We start from the raw sequence: 23,379 nt of genomic DNA, 5'->3' as shown, positions 1-23,379 counted from the left end.
ATGAATACAAAAAGTATTGATAAGAAATTATTTCTGTTTTTGTTCTTGTTTGCGATGGTAATGTTTCCAGCAAAACTTACGAAAGCAGACACGATAGTTCTGCGAGACGGAAGAATGTATACAGAACATGATGTTACCGGTGATCGACGTGCGGATATGTTTTCTATAAGCATGGGAAATTATCAGGGCTATGGAGAGTACAAAGCTGTTGTAGTCAGGGTAAATGGAAAAAAGCAGGTCATAAATGGCGGTAGATGGGATTCGTTTTACGATCTTGATGCTCGGTTATATAAATTGAAAAACAGAAAGACACTGCTTTATATAGGAGCACATGGAGATAACGATCATATATATTTGAATGGGCTTTATGAGTACAAGAATGGATCATGGAAACGTATTTTAAATTTGAATAATTGTTTTGGAAAATATCGTCAGTATGAACGAGGCGATGTGATTTCCTGTTCGGGAAATACTTTAAAAGTGCGACATGAAGTTATGACATGGTCTCTTGGGCTTTGCCGGGTAGATTATACTTATGCATATAAAAGCGGAAAGCTGAAACGCACAAGCACTTATGGAAAGCTGATCAGTCAGTCAATACGTGGCGGTGGTAAATACCTGAAAGTGAAAAGCAATATTAATGTTTATAAATATTGTGGATCTGGCAAGAAACTTCTGACACTTAGAAGAGGAGCTAAGATCAGAGTGGAAAAATGTCGCGTTGTGAATGGAAAATTTTATTATCAGATAAATTATAAAGGTCGCAGAGGATGGATCAATGGAATTACTAAGCGGAATTCAGCTGGAAATCCTCAATATTCGAATGTTTATTATGTTTAATTATATAGATCCAGTAAAAGTAAATAATTTTGTATCAAGGAGGGAACAGCCAGTCTGTTCCCTTTCTCGCTAACTTATGGTAAGATTAATCCGATATTATTGTAAACACACAGGAGGAACTTTCCGATGAATATAACAATGCTTGGAACAGGAAATGCAATGGTTACGGAGTGCTATAACACATGTTTTGTTCTGGAGGATGGGGATAAACATCTTCTTGTCGATGGTGGTGGTGGAAATACACTGCTTCGTCAGCTGAAACAGGCAGGTTTTGATTGGAAAGATATGCGCGAGATCTTTGTGACACATAAACATGTAGACCATATCATGGGGGTTGTCTGGATGATCCGCATGATCTGTCAGAATATGAAACAGGGACAATATGATGGAGAAGCAACTATCTATGGACACGAGGAAGTCATCCGAATTCTCAAAGAAATGGCAGAGATGCTTTATCCGGTAAAACAGACCTGCTTTATTGGAGACCGTCTGCATCTGGTTGTGGTAAATGACGGAGAAGAAAGAGAATTGATGGGACATAAGACAACATTCTTCGACATTCAGTCCACCAAGGCAAAACAATATGGTTTCTGTATGGATATGGGAAATGGAGAAAAGCTTACCTGTTGTGGTGATGAGCCATATAATGAATGCGAGAAAAAATATGCCGAGAACAGCAAATGGCTGCTTCATGAAGCTTTCTGCCTTTATGATCAGGCAGATGTTTTTCACCCATATGAGAAACATCATTCAACGGCAAAAGATGCCAGTGAACTGGCAGAACAGCTGGGAGTGCAGAATCTAATCCTTTATCACACAGAGGATAAAAATATTGTACGTCGTAAAGAATTATATACAGAAGAGGGAAAGAAATATTTCAGCGGTAATCTGTATGTGCCGGAAGATCTGGAAAAGATTGAATTATAGGCAAAATTATGGTATTGTATAACAGTATATGATTATTTATATTTATTATATAGAAAGAAGGTGAAGCTGTGGTTGAATTAGATCAGTTCAAGAGTATTCTTGCAACATACACAGAACCATTAGTGGAAGTGAGGGATTCACTTTGACCTCGCTAATAAAGAGCAGAGGGTTGAAGAATTAGAGCGTGAAATGGAAGCGCCGGACTTCTGGGATAATGCAGAAGTTTCCCAGCAGAAGATGAAAGAACTCAAGAGCATGAAGGACGATATGGAAATCTATCACAGTCTGGAAACCCAGATGGAAGATATGGAGACCATGATCGAGATGGGCTATGAGGAAAATGATCCGGAAATCATTCCGGAGATTCAGGAAATGCTGGATGAATTCCAGAAGAATTTTGACAGTATTCGTGTCAAAACTTTATTATCAGGAGAATATGACAGTGAAAATGCGATCATTAAGCTGAATGCCGGAGCCGGTGGAACAGAAGCCTGCGACTGGTGTGGAATGCTTTATCGTATGTACAGCCGTTGGGTAGACCGTAAGGGATTTACAATGGAAGTTCTGGATTATCTGGATGGAGATGAAGCAGGTGTCAAGTCTGTTACATTCCAGGTAAATGGTGAAAATGCTTATGGTTATCTGAAATCCGAGAAGGGTGTACATCGTCTGGTGCGTATTTCACCGTTTAATGCAGCCGGTAAACGTCAGACCTCATTTGTGTCCTGCGATGTTATGCCGGATATTAAAAAAGATCTGGATGTTGAGATCAATGATGATGATATCCGTATTGATACCTATCGAAGCAGTGGTGCCGGTGGACAGCACATCAACAAGACTTCTTCTGCGATCCGTATCACACATTTCCCTACAGGAATCGTGGTACAGTGCCAGAATGAACGTTCTCAGCATATGAATAAAGATAAGGCCATGCAGATGCTGAAAGCGAAGCTGTATCTTCTGAAACAGCAGGAAGCGGAGGCAAAGCTTTCCGGTATTCGTGGTGAAGTTACTGATATCGGCTGGGGAAACCAGATCAGATCCTATGTTATGCAGCCGTATACGATGGTAAAAGATCACAGAACCAGTGAAGAGACAGGTAATGTGGATGCCGTCCTGGACGGAGACATTGATCCATTCATTAATGCATATCTGAAATGGATCGCGCTGTCAAATAAACCAGCAGAGCAGCAGTAACACAACATCAGTTTTCAGCCTGTTTGGAGCGACAAAAAATCCTTGCAGAGTGTGGGCTGGTATGATAACATATCCCTCATAGGGAAACACGTGTCCTTGATATATGGACATGCCCGAGGAGGGATATCTATTATTGGGGTTACAAGTAGTATCCACAATGTGGCAGATATACACTGTAAAAGGATTAAGGACTCAACAGGAACAGGAAGATTGGAATGGAAAAGATAACAGAGAAGAAGAAGTATTTTGTAGTCAGGGAGCGGGCAGTTCCGGAAGTGTTGTTGAAGGTAGTACAGGCAAAGCGCCTGCTTGATTCAGGCAGAGCGCAGACAGTACAGGATGCAGCAGAACAGACCGGAATCAGTCGAAGCTCCTTTTATAAATATAAGGATGATATTTTTCCTTTTCACGAAGAGGCAAGAGGAAAGACCATTACCTTCATTATTCAGATGGATGATGAACCAGGACTTTTATCTGTAGTACTTCAGACCATTGCACATTTTCAGGGAAATATTCTTACGATTCATCAGAGTATTCCAATCAATGGAATCGCAACTCTCACACTCAGTGTAGATATTCTTCCGGGAGAGGGAGATGCAGAGGCCATGGTTGAAGAAATCGAAAGTCGGGAAGGAATTCATTATCTGAAGATCCTTGGAAGAGAATAGAAATTTTTTTACACAGGAGGAAGATATGGTTAATATTGCGGTATTAGGATACGGTACAGTTGGAAGTGGTGTCGTGGAGGTTATCAACACAAACCACGAAAGCATTAATAAACGGGCAGATCAGGAGATCAATATCAAATATGTTCTCGACCTCAGAGATTTTCCGGGAGATCCGGTACAGGAAGTTCTGGTACATGATTATGAGATCATTGCCAACGATCCGGAAGTAGACATTGTAGTAGAAGTTATGGGCGGTATTGAACCGGCATATACCTTTGTAAAGAGAGCACTGGAAGCAGGTAAGAGTGTCTGCACTTCCAATAAAGCACTGGTTGCAAAGCATGGCCCGGAGCTGATGGAGATTGCAAAAGAAAAGAACATCAACTTCCTGTTTGAGGCAAGCTGCGGTGGTGGAATTCCGATCATTCGAGCACTTAACGGATCTCTGACAGCAGATGAAGTCGATGAGATCACAGGAATCTTAAATGGAACTACCAACTACATGATGTACAAGATGGCAACAGAAGGTTCTGATTTTGATGTGGTTCTTAAAGAAGCACAGCAGAAGGGATATGCAGAGGCTGATCCGACTGCAGACGTAGAAGGTTATGATGCATGCCGTAAGATCGCAATCCTGTCCTCTCTGGCTTATGGAAAGTTTTTGAATTATGAAGATGTTTATACAGAAGGAATCACAAAGATCACACCAGAAGATATGTTATATGCAGAAGAACTTGGCATGACCATTAAACTTCTCGGAACCAGCCGAAAACTGGGCGAGGACACATTCACCGCACTGGTTGCACCGTTCCTGGTTGGCCAGAAGAGCCCGTTATACAGTGTTAATGATGTTTTTAATGCTGTTTTTGTACATGGAAACATGCTTGGAGATGCGATGTTCTACGGAAGTGGAGCAGGAAAGCTTCCAACAGCAAGTGCAGTGGTGGCAGATGTTGTTGATGAAGCGAAGAATCTTCATGAAAATATTGCAACAAACTGGTCAAATGAGCCGATGAAACTGACTCCGATGGATGAGACGGAGGGAAGATTTTTCGTAAGAGTCAAAGGTGTGACGGAAGCACAGGCAGAAGCCGCTTTTGGAAAACTTCAGATTGTAAAAGTTGCTTCTCTTCCAGATGAATTCGGATTCATTACAGAGTGCATGAAACAGAAAGAATATAAAGAAAAGATCAGTAAACTGAATGGTGAAGTGATCGCAATGATCCGTGTAAAGGATTGATAAAATCGTATTCCGGGAGGAAACTATGTTAATAGTAAAGAAATTCGGAGGTACATCTGTAGCAAACAAAGAACGTATCTACAATGTTGCCAACAGATGTGTTGAAGAATATAAAAAAGGAAATGATGTGGTAGTCGTTCTTTCTGCAATGGGAAAATATACGGATGAACTGATCTCCATGGCAGAAGATATTAATGAAAAACCACCAAAAAGAGAAATGGATATGCTCTTTACGATTGGAGAACAGATGTCTGTATCTCTGATGGCAATGGCATTTGACAAACTGGGAGTTCCGGCGGTATCACTGAATGCATTTCAGGTAGCTATGCATACGACAAGTGTGCATGGAAATGCCCGTCTCAAAAGAATTGATACAGAACGTATCCGCAGAGAACTGGAAAATCATAAGATCGTCGTTGTTACAGGATTCCAGGGAGTCAATAAATACGATGATTATACAACTCTGGGAAGAGGCGGTTCTGACACGACTGCAGTTGCTCTTGCAGCAGCTCTTCATGCAGATGCCTGTGAAATCTATACAGATGTAGACGGAGTTTATACAGCAGATCCACGTAAGGTTCCGAAAGCACGTAAGCTGAAAGAAATTACGTATGATGAGATGCTGGATCTTGCAACGCTTGGGGCAGGAGTACTTCATAACCGTTCTGTAGAGATGGCGAAGAAATATGGAGTACCGCTTGTGGTACGTTCCAGTCTGAATAACAGTGAGGGAACTGTCGTAAAGGAGGAAGTTACAGTGGAAAGAATGCTGATCAGCGGTGTGGCGCTTGATACAGAGGCAGTAAGGATTGCCGTTATCGGTCTGAAAGATGTACCGGGTATGGCTTTTAAATTATTTGATGTTCTTGCTAAAAAACATATTAATGTTGATGTTATTCTGCAGTCTATCGGACGTGCAGGTACAAAGGATATTTCCTTTACGGTAGATGGCAAAGATCTGGATGATGCAATTGCGGCTCTTGAAGAAAATAAAGCCAGACTTGGCTATCAGGAACTGCATTCAGAGAGAAATATTGCAAAACTTTCTATTGTTGGAGCAGGAATGATGAGCAACCCTGGTGTTGCTGCAAAAATGTTTGAAAGCCTTTATAATGAGGGTGTAAACATTAATATGATCTCAACTTCTGAGATTCGAGTAACTGTTCTGATCAATGAAAAAGATGGTGTGAGAGCCATGAATGCAGTACATGATGCATTTAATCTTGCAGACTGATACAGGATGTCGGGATCATTGCAGAAGTAAGGAACAGTAAAATTCAAAATATGTAAATTCCATCTTCGGTTTTGCGAAGGTGGAATTTTTGTCTGATGCCTGAAAAAAGGCAGATAGGAGAAAAATGACTGGACAGAGAAAGTACTGGAAATCCTATGCAAAGAGTAATCTGAAGGGAAACTGGGGGATTGCAATTGCTGCAATGCTGGCCGTTGTAGCTGTTAATTTTATCGGAAATATTTTTGCTGTACAGCTGTTTCCGGGAGATTCCGTATTTGCATTGGTATTAAGCGAAATTTTTGTGTTTATTGTATCTCTGATAGGAATGATCTTCAGTACCGGATACAGCTATATGCAGCTGAATATCTGCAGAGGCAGGGATTACAGCCTGAGTGATCTGCTGTATATGTTTCATAACCAGCCGGACAGAGTACTGGTTGCCGGACTGGTCGTGGCGTTGATCGATACAGTGGTGCAGATTCCATTCTATTATGTGACTTATATGGTAAATCCGGGAAATACTGTGGAAAGCATGATTCACTGGTATCAGCTTCTTTTGGGAGCGTGGATTCTTGCAATGGTACTGAGTGTAATCTTTACAGTGCCATTTGCACTGGCATTCTATTTTCTGGCTGATGATCCGGAAATGGGCGGTATAGAGGCACTGAAAGCAAGTACACATGCCATGAAGGGGCACATCTGGCAGTATCTGATGTTGGAGCTTAGTTTTGTCCCACTGCTGTTTTTGTCATTGTTTACTCTTTATATTGGGCTGCTGTGGCTGATGCCGTATATGCAGTTTACAGAAACCGCATTTTATATGTATGTAACAGGAGAACTCGATCAGCAGAGAACTGACCGGCAGCATACGGGAATCCAGGAGATATCTGACCGAACCGGTGATGATTATAATTCAGAAGCATAGAACAGAAAACAAAATATAAAAGATACAATGATTATCATGCGTGATAAAGGAGACTATAATGGATATTATTCAGGTGATAACCAAAGAACTTAATGTGGAAAAATGGCAGGTAGAAGCTGCAGTCAAATTGATTGACGAAGGCTGTACTATCCCGTTTATTTCCCGATACCGTAAAGAAGCAACGGGTTCTTTAAATGATGAACAGCTTCGTACTCTTCATGAAAGACTGACCTATCTTCGTAATCTGGAAGAAAAAAAGAATCAGGTACTTGGAAGTATTGAAGAGCAGGGAAAATTGACGGCAGAGTTGAAGAAACAGATCCTTGATGCACAGACACTGGTCGTAGTAGAGGATCTTTATCGTCCATTCCGACCGAAACGTCGTACCCGTGCGATCATTGCGAAGGAAAAAGGACTGGAACCGCTGGCAAATATCATTATGCTTCAGATGACAGTCAAGCCGATTGAAGAAGAAGCACAGGATTTTGTATCGGAAGAAAAAGGTGTGGAAACAGTAGCAGATGCGATCAATGGAGCCAAAGATATTATTGCGGAGCATATTTCTGATGAGGCAGATTACCGTATTTATCTTCGTAAACTGACTATGGACAAGGGTTCTGTTGCTTCTACAGCGAAGAAACCGGAAGAATCTTCTGTTTATGAAATGTATTATGAATTTGAAGAGCCGATCAAAAAGCTTGCGGGACATCGTGTACTTGCCCTGAATCGTGGTGAGAAAGAAAAAATCCTTACGGTTAAAGTCAATGCACCGGAAGAAGAAGCAATGGGATGGCTTCAGAAACAGGTCATTACAAAAGAAAATCCAATTACAAAACCGATTCTTCGCGAAGTAGTGGAAGATAGTTACAAACGTCTGATCGCACCTGCGATTGAGCGTGAGATCCGAAGTGATCTGACAGAAAAGGCCGAAGACGGGGCAATCCATGTATTTGGAAAGAATCTGGAGCAGCTTCTGATGCAGCCTCCAATCGTTGGTAAAGTAGTTCTTGGATGGGACCCGGCTTTCCGTACAGGCTGTAAACTGGCTGTTGTAGATGAGACAGGAAAGGTCCTTGATACAACTGTTATTTATCCGACAGCGCCGACAAATGATGCAAAAATCCGCGCTGCAAAAGAAACACTTAAGAAGCTGATCAAAAAGTATAATGTTTCTCTGATCTCTCTGGGCAATGGAACAGCATCCAGAGAATCTGAGCAGATCATTGTAGAACTTCTGAAAGAAATTCCGGAGAAGGTACAGTATGTGATCACAAATGAGGCAGGAGCTTCTGTATATTCCGCAAGTAAACTGGCAACTGAGGAATTCCCGAATTTTGATGTCGGACAGAGAAGTGCGGCTTCTATCGCAAGACGTCTGCAGGATCCGCTGGCAGAGCTGGTCAAGATCACTCCACAGTCTATCGGTGTAGGACAGTATCAGCATGATATGAATCAGAAGAAGCTCGGAGAGGCTCTGAGTGGAGTCGTAGAGGATTGTGTAAATAAAGTTGGGGTGGATCTGAATACAGCATCTGCATCCCTTCTGGAATATATTTCAGGTATCAGTAAAGTGATTGCGAAGAACATCGTGGCTTATCGTGAAGAGAACGGAAGATTTGAAAGTCGTCGTGAGCTTCTCAAAGTTGCAAAACTCGGACCGAAAGCATTTGAACAGTGTGCAGGTTTTGCACGTATCACAGGCGGAAAGAATCCACTGGATGCGACAAGTGTTCATCCGGAAAGCTATGAAGCTGCGCAGAAGGTTCTGGAAAAACTGGGATACAAACCAGAAGATATCACAGCCGGTAAACTGAGTGGTATTTCCAGACAGATTAAGAATTACAAAAAACTGGCAGAAGAGCTTGGAGTTGGTGAACCGACACTTCGTGATATTGTCAAAGAACTGGAAAAACCGGCACGAGATCCTCGTGATGAGATGCCGAAGCCGGTACTGAGAACAGATGTACTTGATATGAAGGACCTGAAAGAAGGCATGATCCTTAAAGGAACCGTACGTAATGTAATTGACTTTGGGGCATTTGTCGATATCGGTGTACATCAGGATGGACTTGTGCATGTCTCTGAAATGACAGAGAGATATATCAAACATCCACTGGAGGCAGTGTCTGTTGGGGATGTTGTAGATGTACGAGTGATTGGAGTGGATTTAAAGAAGAAGCGAATCAGCTTGTCCATGAAGGGGATCAAATAAAGCAGGAAAGAATTGTTATATGACGGGCTTGCGGATAGGATGAATGATGCTACGGCTGCATGCACCTGGAAGTACTAAGCGCATGAGAACTTTGCTAAATACAATACAGAAAATGACAAACTCACTTCGTTCAGACAGTGTCATTTTCTGTATTAACGCAAAGTCCTATACGCCAAGTACTTCTACAGGTACATATAGAGTAGCTTATTCATCCTATCTGCAGCCCGTTTTTACGTTTTCGCCAGCTTTATAAAAGCCCCCTTGACCTGGACAGCGCTGATTGTAGTATCGCGTAGGGAGTATTTCTACGGACGATTGCAGTGGTTTCTGGAATTCATGCACATTATACCTGCCCGTTCAACATACCGGTACTTACGCCTATATTCATCCCATCTGCAGCCCGTTTTTACATTTTCGCCAGCTTTATAAAAGCTCCCTTGACCTGGACAGCGCTATTTATAGTGTCGTTTGTGGTCGGGATCCCTCCGGGAAGGAGGCAGCTGAGCGAGATGGGGGAGAAGGTAAAGATAAAATATTTGGAATTAAAAATAGACTTAAGAATATTATAGAAAATATGAGTAGAATTATGATTGGAGCTATTATAGAAACTATAGAATGAATTGAGACGATTTTCTTGCTGTGAACATAAAGTATATTTTTCCCAAATTACAGCAACTAAAAAAGATATATGATTAATTCAACATCTGCAAGAATCCTGGAAGTTCTTAGGAATGTTCCGAGTGTGTTATTCATAAAAATCACACTGTTTGAGCGTCAGCGAGTTTGTGATTTTTATGAATGTATTTAACACGAGGGTTATTCCTTAGTACTTCCGGATGATGAAGCCGTTGAAGAATCATATATCTTTAATTAGTTGCGTAAATATGAATAGTAATATGAATAGTAATATCAATAGTACTTCTTTAATGTTTTCGTAAATAACGAACCATATCTTTAACGCAATCCCCATATCAGCTCAGCAGAGCAGAATCATTGGAGAACTCCTGTCCGCTGGCTTTCTCAAACTGATCCAGCAGATTTCTTACCGTAAGCTTCTTCTTTTCTTCCCCCTGAATATCCAGGATGATCTTTCCTTCCATCATCATGATCAGGCGGTTTCCGTGTGTAATAGCGTCCTGCATGTTATGAGTGATCATCATTGTTGTCAGATGATCGCGGTTTACGATCATCTCAGTGATCTCAAGGACCTTGGCTGCTGTTTTCGGGTCAAGGGCTGCGGTATGCTCATCGAGGAGCAGAAGCTTTGGTTTCTGGAGGGTTGCCATCAGCAGAGTAAGTGCCTGGCGCTGTCCACCGGAGAGAAGTCCGACTTTGGAAGTAAGGCGATCTTCCAGGCCAAGGCCAAGAATCTTCAGAAGTTCTTTATATTCTTCGCGTTCTTTCTTTGTGATTCCGGATTTAAGGAAACGTGTTTTTCCGCGGCGTTTTGCAAGGGCAAGGTTTTCTTCAATTCCCATTGTGGCAGCTGTTCCTGTCATAGGATCCTGGAATACGCGTCCCAGGTAAGCTGCTCTTTTGTGCTCGGATAATTTGGTAACGTCGATTCCGTCAATGATGATCTGGCCTTCATCGACCATCCAGGTACCTGCAACAGCGTTCAGCATCGTGGATTTACCGGCACCATTACCGCCGATAACAGTGACGAAATCTCCCTCGTTCAGTGTAAGGTTCAGACCATTCAGAGCCACTTTCTCATTAATGGTTCCAGGATTAAAGGTTTTATATATATTCTTAAGTTCTAGCATTATTTGTTACCTCCACGTTTTACTGGTTTAGAAAAATACTTTGCTTTCCAGTATGGAACAGCAAGGAAGACTGCAACTACAAGTGCGGACAGCATCTTCAGAAGGTCTGTATCAATACCCATCCAGATAACTGTCTGGAGTACCAGATAGTAGAGGATAGAACCAAAAGCAACGCTGAGAAGACGAAGCGCAAAGTTACGGAAGATCTTTCCAAAGATTGCTTCACCGATGATAACTGCAGCAAGACCGATAACGATAGCACCACGTCCCATGTTGACATCAGCAAATCCCTGATACTGTGCAAGGAGAGCACTGGAAAGCGCAACCAGTCCGTTGGAGATCATAAGACCAAGAACTTTACATACATCCGTATTGATTCCCTGTGCACGGGACATATTCGGATTACATCCGGTAGCGCGGAGGGAGCATCCAAGTTCTGTACCGAAGAACCAGTAAAGGATTGCAATCAGAACAACGATAAAGATTGCAACGATGAAAATTGTATTCTGATAAAATGGAACATTTTTTACATTACGGAGGGAAACAAGCAGATCAAATTTGTTTCCGTTTACTGCCTGGTTTGCTTTTCCCATGATCTTAAGGTTGGCAGAGTAAAGACCAAGCTGAGTCAGGATTCCAGCGAGGATCGCAGGGATTCCCATGAATGTGTGGAAGATACCTGTAGCGAGACCGGCAAGCATTCCGGCTCCGGTAGCAGCAAGCATAGAAACCCACACACTGTGACCGCTCATCAGCATCATAACGCAGACAGCACCGCCAGTACACATGGTGCCGTCAACAGTAAGGTCGGCTACATCGAGGATACGGAAGGTGAGATAAACACCAATTGCCATGATTCCCCAGATCAGACCCTGCGCAGCAGCGCCTGGAAGTGCATTGATTAAAGTAAGAATATTCATTTTTCAGTTCCTCCTGATAGCACAGAAAGCGAGAAAGGATAATTCCTTTCCCGCTGCCTGCATATATTTGTAATGTTTGATTATCTTCGAAAATTATTCAGCCTCTTCGGTTGTTTCCTCTTCAGCTGTCTCGTCTTTTGCTGCATCATCATCAGAAGCTTCTTCTTCGTCTGCACCGATTGCTACATAATCATCCGGAACTTCAATACCGAGTTCTTCACAGATTTCCGGGTTGTATTCTTTTGTGAACTGTGGAGCATATTCAATTGGCATTTTGGAAATATCTTCACCATCTACAAGAACTTTGAGAGCCATTTTACCGGTAGCAACACCGAGGTCATAGTAGTTGATGGAAAGTGTGGCAACACCGCATCCTTCACAGATACCTTCTTCACCTGCGATTACCGGAACTTTTTCCGGAAGACAGATGTTGTTGATGATCTCTGTATTAGAGGCAACAGTATTATCAGTCGGAACATAGATCACATCACTCTCAGTAGCTGCTGTTGTAGCAACAGAAGAGAGGTCGTTGGAGTCTGAGAATGCATAGTAAGTACATGTGTAACCTAATTTCTCAAGAGCTGCTTTTACTGTATCAACCTGATACTGGGAATTGGCTTCTGCTGAACAGTAGATAAGACCAACATTTTTTGCATCCGGGAACAGTTCGTTGAGCATTGCAGCCTGATCTTCAAGCGGAGCAAGGTCTGATGTACCGGAGATGTTTCCGCCAACAGTTCCATCGAAATCATCCAGATCAAGTGCTACACCGTATTCTGTAACAGCTGTACCAAGAATCGGGATATCAGATGTTCCTGCTGATGCTGCCTGAAGTGCAGGTGTAGCGTTTGCAAGAATCAGATCAACGTTTTTAGAAACAAAGTCGGTGATGATTGTAGAACATGTATTGGAATCACCCTGAGCGTTCTGCTCATCGAAAGTTACTTTATCGCCAAGTTCTTCTGTGATCGCATCTTTGAATCCCTGTGTTGCAGCGTCCAGTGCTTCGTGCTGTACGAGCTGGCAGATACCGATGTTGTATGTTTTATCATCTGCTTTATCTGCTGCAAATACGCTGACACCACCCATGCCAACTACCATTGTTGCAGACAGAATGCCTGCTAAAATCTGCTTTTTCATATTTTTAAACCTCCTGATTTTACTGATTCATGTTCGAATCAAATTAACTTTCTAAAGTATAACGCTTTAACGTGAAAAAGTCAAGAAAATTATTATTTCCTTATTAATATACAAAAAAAAATTAGGTTATCAAATAAATAGTACGTTTTTTGCAAATTTATTGACAATTTAAAAATTGCCATGTATAGTAAAAGTACTTGCAAAGAGGCGTAACTGAGAAAGTTGTGCCTCTTTTGTTCCGTAACAGGAGTAAGAGCACAGAAAATGGAGGAAAGAAGAATGAAAAAAGCATTGGCAATTGGACTTGCAGCAGCTATGGCAGTTACTATGACTGCACCTGTATACGCAAGTGACGACAGCGAAAGTGGCAAGGGTATTGCAAAGGAAGACCTCAAGATTGGTGCAATCTACATCGGCGATGAGAACGAAGGTTACACAGCAGCTCATATGGCTGGTATCGATGAAATGCAGGAGGCACTTGGCCTTGACGATTCACAGGTTATCGAAAAAACTCTGATCGGCGAAGATGAAGGATGCTACGATGCAGCAGCAGACCTTGCAGATCAGGGATGTCAGATCATCTTTGCAAACAGCTTCGGACATGAGACTTATATCCTTGAAGCCGCAGGAGAATATCCGGACGTACAGTTCTGTCATGCAACCGGAACTCAGGCAGCATCAAGCGGACTTTCCAATATGCACAACTACTTCACAAACATTTATGAAGCTCGTTATGTGTCCGGTGTAGTAGCTGGCCTTAAACTGAATCAGATGATCGAAGATGGAACGATCACAGAAGATAGCTGCAAGATGGGTTATGTTGGTGCATTCCCGTACGCAGAGGTTATTTCCGGATATACTTCTTTCTACCTTGGCGCAAAGAGTGTATGCCCGTCCGTAACTATGGAAGTAAAATATACAAACAGCTGGGCAAGCTTCGACCTTGAAAAAGAATGTGCAGATGCGCTGATTTCTGATGGATGTGTTCTGATCAGCCAGCACGCAGATACAACAGGTGCTCCGACAGCATGTGAAGCAGCAGGCGTTCCTTGCGTTGGATACAATATTGATATGACATCTGTTGCACCGAATACAGCTCTTACTTCTGCATCTATGGACTGGGGTGTATATTACACATATGCAGTACAGTGCATGCTTGATGGAACAGCAATTGATACTGACTGGTGCAAAGGCTTCTCCGACGGCGCTGACAAGATCACACCTCTCAATGAGAAAGTTGTAGCAGAAGGAACAGACGAAAAAGTAAAAGAAGTGGAAGATGCACTTGCAGACGGATCCCTTCATGTATTCGATACTTCTACATTTACAGTAGATGGCAAAGAACTTACTACTTATAAGAAAGATGGCAGTGATACAGAATATGTTTCTGACGGATATTTCCATGAATCAGAATATGGTTCTGCACCGGCATTCGATGTAGCTATCGATGGAATCACATCTATCACAGAATAAGATCTGAAACAGGCGGAGCTGCTGGGTCAGCAGCTCTGCTTTTTTTCTTGTTATACGTGCAAAGAAAGTCTTCAGGGCGGAGGTTTCTTTTGCAGATATGACAATATATCAGATAAAAGGAGGGAACGATAGTGGAAGAAACTTATGCACTTGAGCTTAGAGATATTTCCAAGCGATTTGGATCAGTCCAGGCGAATAATCATGTAAATCTTACACTGAGGAAATCAGAGATTCTCGCAATTTTAGGTGAGAATGGAAGTGGTAAAACGACTCTGATGAATATGATCTATGGAATTTATTATCCAGATGAAGGTCATATTTTTGTAAATGGGAAGGAAGTAAAAATCCGTTCGCCAAAAGACTCCTATGAATTAGGAATAGGTATGGTACATCAGCATTTCAAACTGGTAGATGTACTTACGGCAGCAGAAAATATTGTATTGGGCCTGCCTGGTAAGGCCAGACTCAATATGAAAAAAATAACCGAAGATATTCAGAAACTGGTCAATAAATATGGTTTTGATCTGGACCTTTCCAAAAAAATCTACGAAATGTCCGTTTCTGAAAAACAGACAGTTGAAATTGTGAAGATGCTGTATCGTGGAGCAAGGATCCTGATCCTGGATGAGCCGACAGCAGTGTTGACGCCACAGGAAGCCGACAGGCTGTTCGATATTCTTCGAAACATGCGTGACGATGGATGTTCGATCATTATCATTACCCATAAATTGCAGGAGGTTCTTGCTTTGTCTGACCGCGTTGCAATTCTTCGAAAGGGTCAGTATATTGACACGGTAGAGACAGCACAGGCCAATGTGCAGAGTCTTTCAGAAATGATGGTTGGAGCCAAAGTAGATCTGAACATCGAACGTCCGAAACCTGAAAATGTAAAACCGCGTCTGATCATTGATGGAATCAACTGTAAGGACAAAGAAGATGTCAAGACACTGGATGATGTGGATCTGACAGTCAATACAGGGGAGATTCTTGGAATTGCCGGTATTTCAGGAAGTGGACAGAAAGAACTTCTTGAGGCGATTGCAGGACTGCAGAATGTAGAAAGCGGTTCCATACGTCTGTTGGATGATAACGGAGGCGAAATGGAACTTTCCGGAATGGATTCTATTTCCATTAATGAAGCGGGAATCAGCCTTGCTTTCGTTCCAGAGGATCGTATTGGTATGGGACTTGTCGGTGATATGGATATGACAGACAATATGATGATCCGAAGCTATCGTAATGGAAAGGGACCTTTCCTGGATCGTAAAGGACCAAGAGCGCTTGCAGAGAAGATCAAAGATCAGCTGGAAGTTATGACACCAAGTATCTCTGCACCGGTCCGCCAGATGTCAGGTGGTAATGTACAGAAAGTTCTGGTAGGAAGAGAAATCGCACAGAATCCAAAAGTTCTTCTTGTAGCATTCCCGACTCGCGGTGTGGATATCAATACCTCTCATGTTATTTATCAGCTTCTGAATGAGCAGAAGAAAAAAGGCGTAGCAGTTGTCTGCGTAATTGAAGATCTTGATGTAGTACTTGAACTCTGTGACCGCATTGCGGTACTGTGTGGAGGAAAAATCAGTGGAGTGGTTGATGGCAGAACTGCAACCAAAGAAGGAATCGGTCTTCTCATGACGAAACATGAAAAAGGAGGGGTTGTCAATGAATAAAGAACCTTTCTTACAGGTAAGTAAAAGAAGGAACAAAGCCGGATGGCAGGAAAGACTGCTGATTCGATTTATTGCGCTGATCCTTGCACTGATCGTGTGCGGTGCTGTAATCGTCGCACTTGTCAAGATGAATCCGGTAGATGTATATAAAGCAATCTGGGATGGAGCGATGGGATCGGAACGTCGTATCTGGCAGACAATACGTGATACGATGGTTCTTCTGTGTATTGCAATCGGACTTGCTCCGGCATTCAAAATGAAATTCTGGAATATCGGTGCAGAAGGCCAGATCCTGATTGGTGGAGCCTGCTCCGCAGCGGTGATGATCTATGCAGGTGATAAAATGTCACCGGTGATCTTACTTATTGTTATGTTTATTGCAAGTGCACTTGGCGGCATGATATGGGGTATGATCCCGGCGGTATTCAAAGCATACTGGAATACAAATGAAACACTTTTTACTCTGATGCTGAATTATGTTGCCATGCAGGTGGTTACATATTGTATCGTTTTCTGGGAAAATCCAAAAGGTTCCAATACTGTTGGTATCATTAATCAGGCAACACAGGCAGGCTGGCTGCCGGAACTGTTTGGACAGAAATACGGCTGGAATGTTCTGATCGTTCTGATTTTGACTGTTGGGATGTTCATTTATCTGAAATACTGCAAACAGGGTTATGAGATTGCTGTAGTTGGTGAGAGTGAGAATACTGCAAAATATGCCGGTATCCATGTAAAGAAAGTTATTATCCGTACCATGGCAATCTCTGGTGCAATCTGTGGTATCGCAGGATTTGTTATTGTAAGTGGTGCGAGCCATACAATCTCTACTGCAACAGCAGGAGGGCGTGGATTTACAGCAATCATCGTTGCATGGCTTTCCAAATTCAATACTTTTATTATGGTGGCTGTATCTTTTGGTATTGTATTTATGAATCAGGGTGCTGTTCAGATTGCGACTCAGTATGGATTGAATGAAAATGCATCCGATGTTATTCTCGGCATTATTCTGTTTTTCCTGATCGGGGCAGAATTCTTTATCAACTACAGAGTAAAGCGTACAAAAAAATAGGAGGTAGATGCAATGAGTGTACTGACCATCTTTATTCAAAAAGCAATTGTCCAGGGCATCTGTATTCTTTATGGTGCGCTTGGTGAAATTATGACGGAGAAATCCGGAAACCTGAATCTTGGTATTCCGGGAATTATGTATATGGGCGGTATTGCCGGCCTGATGGGAGCTTTTCTTTATGAAAAAGATAACCCGAATCCGAATGCATTTATAGGTGTCCTGATATCGTTTGTATGTGCCTTTGCATGTGCAATGATCGGTGGCTTGATCTACAGTATCCTGACCATTACTCTTCGTGTAAATCAGAACGTAACCGGTCTTGCTCTTACAATCTTTGGTACAGGTTTTGGTAACTTCTTTGGTGGTTCTATTTCCAAACTTGCCGGTGGTGTCGGACAGATTTCTGTAAAAGTAACAGGAAGTGCTTACACAGCCAAAATCCCGGGATTATCTAAGATTCCGGTGATCGGACCGATTTTATTCAATTATGGATTTATGACATATCTCTGTGTGATCGTAGCGGTGGTTTTGTCTTTCTTCTTATTTAAGACAAGAGCAGGCTTGAATCTTCGTGCAATTGGCGAGAATCCTGGAACAGCAGATGCAGCAGGTATCAATGTTATCAAATACAAATATCTGTCTACCTGTATCGGAGCAGGGCTTGCCGGACTTGGCGGACTCTATTTCGTAATGGAATATTCCGGCGGAACCTGGACAGACAATGGATTTGGTGACCGTGGATGGCTTGCAGTTGCGCTGGTAATCTTCGCCCTGTGGAAACCACTGAATGCAATCTGGGGAGCGTTCCTTTTTGGAGCACTTTATATCCTGTATCTGTATATCCCGGGACTGGGACGAAGTATGCAGGAGGTGTTCAAGGCACTGCCGTATGTGGTAACGATTATCGTACTGGTGTTTACAAGCTTCCGAAAGAAGAAGGAGCACCAGCCGCCGGCGGGACTTGGATTACCGTATTTCCGTGAGGAGAGATAATAAAGGATTCCCGGTGATTATGGGATAATTAAATGAACCAGATGGGATTTTCGATAAATGTTCCTCTGGATACGTTTCAATTCAGAACTTCTAAGGTACCAAGGTGTACAGAACTTTGCTAAGAACAATACAGAAAATGCTGAACTCGCATCAAAGATGCTCAAACAGCAGCATTTTCTGTATCAACGCAAAAACCTGTACAACCAGGAACCTTCACGAAGTTCTTCAGGCGAGAACGTACCAGAGAAACATTTGCGAAAATTTTGCCTGGTTTTTATATTATCCTTGCTCTCACCGTACTTTATTTTGGAGTAGTGGCTGATGCCACTGGCGCCAGTGACCAGATATCAGCGCGGAGCGCGAGCCTGTGGGGCACCCATGGCAATTTAAAGTGAAGAAAATGAAGGACATGCGGGAAAGGAATTTTCTTATATTAATATATTGGATTATGGAAGGCTGATGTTTAATAAACAAGCTAGCCCCTTCCGTCATATACCATCATTTTTCTTCTAATTTTATATTGCATTCTTATAAAGTTAGTTATATAATACAGAAATATAAAAGAAAATTCTTCGGGGCAGGGTGACCGACGCAGTTGGAATTCCCTACCGGCGGTAAAGTCCGCGACCCGCGTAAGGCGGCTGATCCGGTGACTGGCACAAGTCAGAATTCCGGAACCGACAGTAAAGTCTGGATGAGAGAAGAACACGAATAATTCATACGTGCTCAGTACCCCGGGAAGATTATTCCCGGGATTTTTTTATGCAGCAGAAACTAATCTCCCCACTAAACTTATCTGCAGCATAGCGTAGAATTTTCTTTTAGAAAAAAAGAACAATTCAAAAAGGAGAGATAAGTATGAGTGAACAGGTTTTAAAAAGTGGAAACGTAATGGAGAGGAGTCGTACAAGAACGATCACACAGATCGCAATGCTTGGAGCCCTCGCCGGAATATTAATGAATTTTGAATTCCCGCTCCCATTCCTGGCACCATCCTTCTATCAGCTGGATTTCTCTGAGATTCCGGTACTGGTAGGAGCCTTCGCAATGGGACCGATCGCAGGTATCCTGATCGAAGTGGTAAAAGTTCTGGTGCATCTTGTAACAATGGGAACTATGACAGCAGGTGTTGGTGATTTTGCAAACTTCCTCTTTGGATGTACATTTGTTGTACCGGCAGGAATCATCTACAGACTGCATCATAACAAGAGTCGCAAACATGCCGTTATTGGAATGGCAGCAGGTACAGTACTGACAACAGCAGCAGCCTGCCTTATGAATGCATTTGTACTGCTTCCGGCATATGGCAAAGCATTTGGTATGCCGATCGAAGCATTTATTGAAATGGGATCAGCAGTACATCCTTCTGTAAACAGCCTTCTTGGTTTTGTAGCATTGATCATCGTTCCATTTAACTTATTTAAATATATTCTGATTTCTGTAATCGTATTCTTTATTTATAAAAGAATTCGTGTTATCCTTAAGGGAGACTGATTCAGGCACAGCAGACAGAGTGTGCAGAAAAGAGGAAACCCATGGGAAAGATTCATAATGTAGAAAAAATGACAGATAACCGTTTTGTCAATCTGTATCATGTGGATGCTACAAGTGTTCACAATACCCCGGTGTCTTATTACGTGGCATCCAGAGCAAAGGATGTTCCGGCGCTGAAACTGAAGACCGGACGTAATGATCCGGATGGTGTGATCATTTATAGTATCTATGGACAAAAGAAGGACAAGGTTGTTCTGGTACGCCAGTATCGTTACACATTGGGCGATTACATTTATGAATTTCCGGCAGGTCTGGTTGAGCCAGGCGAAGATTTCCATGAAGGTGCAGTCCGTGAGATGTATGAAGAAACTGGTCTTAAACTGGAACCTTTGAAAGTAGATCCTGCATTCGAAAAGCCGTATTTTACAACAGTAGGTATGACAGATGAATCCTGTGCAACTGTATACGGCTATGCCAGCGGTGAGATCAGTAAGGCAGCACAGGAAGACAGTGAGGAAATTGAAATCGTACTCGCTGACCGTACCGAAGTAAAACGAATCCTCAAAGAAGAACGTGTGGCAATTATGTGTGCCTATATGCTGATGCATTTTTTAAAGGATGAGGATCCATTTGAGTTTTTGAACTAATATAGCTGAAATGTCATGACCGCCTTGTGTGGATTGACATTTCAGTTTTTTTTTACACATGAATGTGAGGCGTTAAAGATGAAAGAAATAATGGATTTTTTAAAAGAGGAAGGAATCAGTCCGAAGCTGATTCAGGAGGTACAGGAGTTTTCTGCGGCTCATCCGGTGAAGGAGGAGCTGAATGGAAGGATTCCTGTACCTCATTTTTATTATTATGGCAAAAAAGTGTGGGAGGAAGCCCTGGCAGCACTTTTGTGTGGAAAGAATCTATTGCTTTCAGGTGAAAAAGCCACGGGGAAAAATGTACTTGCGGAAAATCTGGCAGCAGTTTTCGGCCGTCCTGCCTGGGATATCTCATTTCATGTCAATATGGATGCGTCTTCGCTTATCGGCACGGATACTTTCAGAAACGGGAAGGTTGAATTCAGACCAGGACCAGTATACAGCTGTGCGTGCAATGGAGGCTTTGGTATATTCGATGAGATCAATATGGCAAGAAATGAAGCACTTGCAGTTTTGCATTCTGCATTGGATTTCAGGCGGGTTATAGACGTTCCCGGATATGAAAGAATAACTCTGGCAGACGATACTCGCTTTATTGCAACGATGAACTATAACTATGCAGGAACACGAGAATTGAATGAAGCACTTGCGTCAAGATTTGTAGTGATCCGTATGCCTGCACTTACACTGGAAGATCTGCAGAGGCTTTTAAGAGAACAGTTTCCAGATCTTTCTTCTAAATATAATAAGCAGTTTGGATTACTTTTTATGGATATCCAGAAAAAATGTGAAAGTGGAGAACTGACTTCAAAAGCAATGGATCTTCGTGGACTCTTGGATGCAATCAGCCTGATGCACAAAGGAATTCCAGTCAGAGATGCTCTTGATCTTGGCGTGACAAATAAAATATTTGACAGTTATGAGCAGGCTCTGCTCAGCGATGTGATGAATGCCAGGATTTCCATGAAACTCAAAGCTTCGGAGGTGTTTGATGGATGACCGGATCTTATACAGAAGTACAGAGACGGGCCGCCAATCAGATTTGGGGTGCTGCTGGTCATTATGATTTTGAACCAATGTTTCTGGCAATACACAGTCAGGAAAACAGGCCGGATTTTTATATGAATCTGGTCATAGGACTTGCATATAAATATTTTGGCGAAAAGACACTTACAGAACTTTTTGTGCGATGGCAGGGAGATAGCCGGCAGCAGATGCTGGATGATCTGGCCTGGCTTTATATAGAACCGATCGTGTACAAGCTTGAAATTCCGATTAGACCGGCACTGGAAGATGTGCGGATGGATTACGCAGAAGCTTTTTTTGCAGGAGAGTATAAGCTGTCACGGCAGGAATGGATGAGCAAAAATCAATTGGTATATACCCTGCAGTCTGCCAGGTGGAGCAGAGTATCAGGCAGAAAACTTCCAGTGATGACGCCATTTGAGAAAAAATTGCTTTTGGCTCTGACTCCGGAAAATAAAGTGTCACAGGAAGAAATTATAGAGAAACTGGTAAGTATTTACAAAACTTTTTATTTATTTGATGGGAAAAAGCATATCAGAAAACCATTAATGCTCCATTTTACTGGAACAGCGGCCAGGCTGCTGACTCGAATCATGCCGGCTCAACTGGTAAAGACAGACCGGGTTGTGGTAATGCGTTCTTCACAGGCTGACAGCAGCCAGAATGGAATCATGCAGAATAAAAGCAGCAGTCATATGATCTTAAAAAAAGAAGAAACCGATCATGCATATATAGAAAACTGCTTTGGAAGGTCACTGTATTCAAAACAGGAACTGGCAAGGACCGAGAAAGAACTCTGTAAAGGAAATCACGCAGGCTGCCACGTATGGTTTACGGATGGAAAATATATTCCAAAAGAGAAAATATCAGCAGAAAACCGTTATCTAAGAAATCAGGCACAGCTTCAGATGGAAAGAAACAGAATATATTATTATAAAAATCAAAAACTGTATCAGAGTATTATCGCACAGCTTTCGTCACAGATAAGAAATTGTATGATGGTTCATCAGCAGCCGGATATACTGCCTGGCAGATCTGGACGCCTGGATCCTGCGAGAGTGTGGAGATCGGAATATGTCATGGATAATCGGGTCTTTCATGCTAATTATGAAGAGAAAAAGCCACTGTTTACGGTGGATCTTCTTTTGGATGCGTCTGCGTCAAGATTACAGTATCAGGAAATGATCGCTGCGCAGGGAGTGATTCTTTCAGAAAGTCTTCAGGCATGTCATATTCCGGTCAGAGTTTCGGAATTCTGCAGTGTACGCGGATATACAGTGCTTCGGATTCTGAAGGCATTTGAGGAGAAAAAAAGTGATGACGTTTTTCGATACTTTGCAACTGGCTGGAATCGTGACGGACTTGTCATGCGGGAGATGAATGAACTTCTGAGATCCCATAGTGAATCAGCTGACCGTCATCTGCTTATTTTACTGACGGATGCGGAACCAAATGACAGTTTTCGTATACAGTCTTCAGAACAGTTTCCATTTGGAAAGGACTATGGAGATGAGGCAGCTGTTAATGATACAGCGGCTGAAGTGCGGGCATTGCAACGAAAAGGCATCTGTGTTTCTGCTGTATTTATGGGAACGGATGCAGGCGCATTGAAGGCAGAAATAATTTATGGAAAAGAATATACCAGAATACAGGAGGTCGGACAGTTGGCCAGGGCAGCAGGTTTGCTGATCCAGAAGGAAATAAGTAAAATTGATTTATAAATATGATAAATAAATAACAAAGATGTTATGGAATAGACAAATAAAATTGTATACAATATTCCTGTATATTTATAAGAATAATAGACAAATTTAACAATAACTATTGTTTTTTAAACGAGAAGTTTTATAATAATAATTGCTAAGCAGAGTGTATGGTAAGCTGATCTGCCATACTTTGACAAAAATATGACAACTGTGAATTGCAGTAGAG

Annotated in this window: 19 protein-coding genes and 1 riboswitch; of the genes, 16 read left to right on the top strand and 3 right to left on the bottom strand. The window is 42.2% G+C overall.

The genetic code is table 11. From position 1 onward, the window contains the following. The 8 genes from LI112_RS01710 (at window position 1) to LI112_RS01675 (ending at window position 9,243) form a co-directional block, all read left to right on the top strand. Window positions 1–840: a hypothetical protein gene (locus LI112_RS01710; RefSeq protein WP_227190133.1), complete on the top strand. Its 840-nt coding sequence runs from the start codon at window positions 1–3 to the stop codon at window positions 838–840. A gap of 126 nt (window positions 841–966) precedes the next feature. Continuing rightward, window positions 967–1,767 carry an MBL fold metallo-hydrolase gene (locus LI112_RS01705; RefSeq protein ID WP_227190132.1) on the top strand — a complete coding sequence of 267 codons (801 nt, stop codon included), beginning with the start codon at window positions 967–969 and terminating at the stop codon, window positions 1,765–1,767. Between the two features lie 68 nt (window positions 1,768–1,835). After that, a protein-coding gene (prfB, locus tag LI112_RS01700; protein ID WP_117591778.1) for a peptide chain release factor 2 occupies window positions 1,836–2,964 on the top strand; the annotation gives its coding sequence in 2 pieces (ribosomal slippage) (window positions 1,836–1,910 and window positions 1,912–2,964; 1,128 coding nt in all). 215 nt (window positions 2,965–3,179) lie between these two features. Next, window positions 3,180–3,632 (top strand): ACT domain-containing protein, encoded by a 453-nt coding sequence (locus LI112_RS01695; RefSeq protein WP_227190131.1) that lies wholly within the window; start codon window positions 3,180–3,182, stop codon window positions 3,630–3,632. A 25-nt stretch (window positions 3,633–3,657) separates the two neighbouring features. Beyond that, a complete protein-coding gene (locus LI112_RS01690) occupies window positions 3,658–4,872 on the top strand; it encodes a homoserine dehydrogenase (protein WP_227190130.1) in 1,215 nt (404 codons plus the stop codon). A gap of 25 nt (window positions 4,873–4,897) precedes the next feature. Continuing rightward, window positions 4,898–6,106, top strand: a complete 1,209-nt coding sequence (locus LI112_RS01685; RefSeq protein ID WP_144368202.1) for an aspartate kinase — start codon at window positions 4,898–4,900, stop codon at window positions 6,104–6,106. 124 nt (window positions 6,107–6,230) lie between these two features. After that, window positions 6,231–7,031, top strand: a complete 801-nt coding sequence (locus LI112_RS01680; RefSeq protein WP_118045064.1) for a DUF975 family protein — start codon at window positions 6,231–6,233, stop codon at window positions 7,029–7,031. A gap of 58 nt (window positions 7,032–7,089) precedes the next feature. After that, window positions 7,090–9,243: a Tex family protein gene (locus LI112_RS01675; protein ID WP_227190129.1), complete on the top strand. Its 2,154-nt coding sequence runs from the start codon at window positions 7,090–7,092 to the stop codon at window positions 9,241–9,243. A gap of 971 nt (window positions 9,244–10,214) precedes the next feature. On the opposite strand, the gene LI112_RS01670 is transcribed toward LI112_RS01675, so the two are convergent. The 3 genes from LI112_RS01670 to LI112_RS01660 all read right to left on the bottom strand — a co-directional run bounded on the left by LI112_RS01670 (window position 10,215) and on the right by LI112_RS01660 (window position 13,069). Beyond that, window positions 10,215–11,009 carry an ABC transporter ATP-binding protein gene (locus tag LI112_RS01670; RefSeq protein WP_118031028.1) on the bottom strand — a complete coding sequence of 265 codons (795 nt, stop codon included), beginning with the start codon at window positions 11,007–11,009 and terminating at the stop codon, window positions 10,215–10,217. Further along, window positions 11,009–11,929 carry an ABC transporter permease gene (locus LI112_RS01665; RefSeq protein WP_022388000.1) on the bottom strand — a complete coding sequence of 307 codons (921 nt, stop codon included), beginning with the start codon at window positions 11,927–11,929 and terminating at the stop codon, window positions 11,009–11,011. Before LI112_RS01665 ends, LI112_RS01670 begins: the two co-directional genes overlap by 1 nt. 93 nt (window positions 11,930–12,022) lie before the next feature. Further along, window positions 12,023–13,069, bottom strand: a complete 1,047-nt coding sequence (locus LI112_RS01660; protein ID WP_173904448.1) for an ABC transporter substrate-binding protein — start codon at window positions 13,067–13,069, stop codon at window positions 12,023–12,025. A gap of 315 nt (window positions 13,070–13,384) precedes the next feature. On the opposite strand from LI112_RS01660, the gene LI112_RS01655 reads away from it, so the two are divergent. The 8 genes from LI112_RS01655 to LI112_RS01620 all read left to right on the top strand — a co-directional run bounded on the left by LI112_RS01655 (window position 13,385) and on the right by LI112_RS01620 (window position 23,168). Continuing rightward, window positions 13,385–14,542 (top strand): BMP family ABC transporter substrate-binding protein, encoded by a 1,158-nt coding sequence (locus tag LI112_RS01655; protein WP_227190181.1) that lies wholly within the window; start codon window positions 13,385–13,387, stop codon window positions 14,540–14,542. Window positions 14,543–14,673: 131 nt separating this feature from the next. Further along, the gene (locus tag LI112_RS01650) at window positions 14,674–16,212 is read left to right on the top strand and encodes an ABC transporter ATP-binding protein (protein WP_227190128.1); all 1,539 of its coding nucleotides are present in this window, start codon (window positions 14,674–14,676) and stop codon (window positions 16,210–16,212) included. Next, window positions 16,184–17,284, top strand: a complete 1,101-nt coding sequence (locus tag LI112_RS01645) for an ABC transporter permease (protein ID WP_005428372.1) — start codon at window positions 16,184–16,186, stop codon at window positions 17,282–17,284. Before LI112_RS01650 ends, LI112_RS01645 begins: the two co-directional genes overlap by 29 nt. A 12-nt stretch (window positions 17,285–17,296) precedes the next feature. Continuing rightward, on the top strand, window positions 17,297–18,277 hold the full coding sequence (locus LI112_RS01640; RefSeq protein WP_005428370.1) for an ABC transporter permease: 981 nt from the start codon (window positions 17,297–17,299) through the stop codon (window positions 18,275–18,277). Window positions 18,278–18,841: 564 nt separating this feature from the next. Next, window positions 18,842–18,987: riboswitch (FMN riboswitch) on the top strand. 148 nt (window positions 18,988–19,135) lie between these two features. Then, entirely contained in the window at window positions 19,136–19,771 is a 636-nt protein-coding gene (locus LI112_RS01635; protein ID WP_005428368.1) for an ECF transporter S component, read from the top strand. 41 nt (window positions 19,772–19,812) lie between these two features. Beyond that, window positions 19,813–20,418 (top strand): NUDIX hydrolase, encoded by a 606-nt coding sequence (locus tag LI112_RS01630; protein WP_005428363.1) that lies wholly within the window; start codon window positions 19,813–19,815, stop codon window positions 20,416–20,418. Between the two features lie 78 nt (window positions 20,419–20,496). After that, window positions 20,497–21,420: an AAA family ATPase gene (locus LI112_RS01625; RefSeq protein WP_022389039.1), complete on the top strand. Its 924-nt coding sequence runs from the start codon at window positions 20,497–20,499 to the stop codon at window positions 21,418–21,420. Then, window positions 21,417–23,168 carry a hypothetical protein gene (locus LI112_RS01620; RefSeq protein WP_055065893.1) on the top strand — a complete coding sequence of 584 codons (1,752 nt, stop codon included), beginning with the start codon at window positions 21,417–21,419 and terminating at the stop codon, window positions 23,166–23,168. The genes LI112_RS01625 and LI112_RS01620 overlap by 4 nt, the downstream gene beginning before the upstream one ends. The last annotated feature ends 211 nt before the right edge of the window (window positions 23,169–23,379 follow it).

This window comes from Blautia sp. 210820-DFI.6.14 (assembly GCF_020558815.1).
GTDB classification, from domain to species: Bacteria; Bacillota; Clostridia; order Lachnospirales; family Lachnospiraceae; genus Blautia_A; species Blautia_A obeum.
Note: the sequence above shows the minus strand (reverse complement) of the source record. Positions and strands in the feature narration are given on the sequence as shown.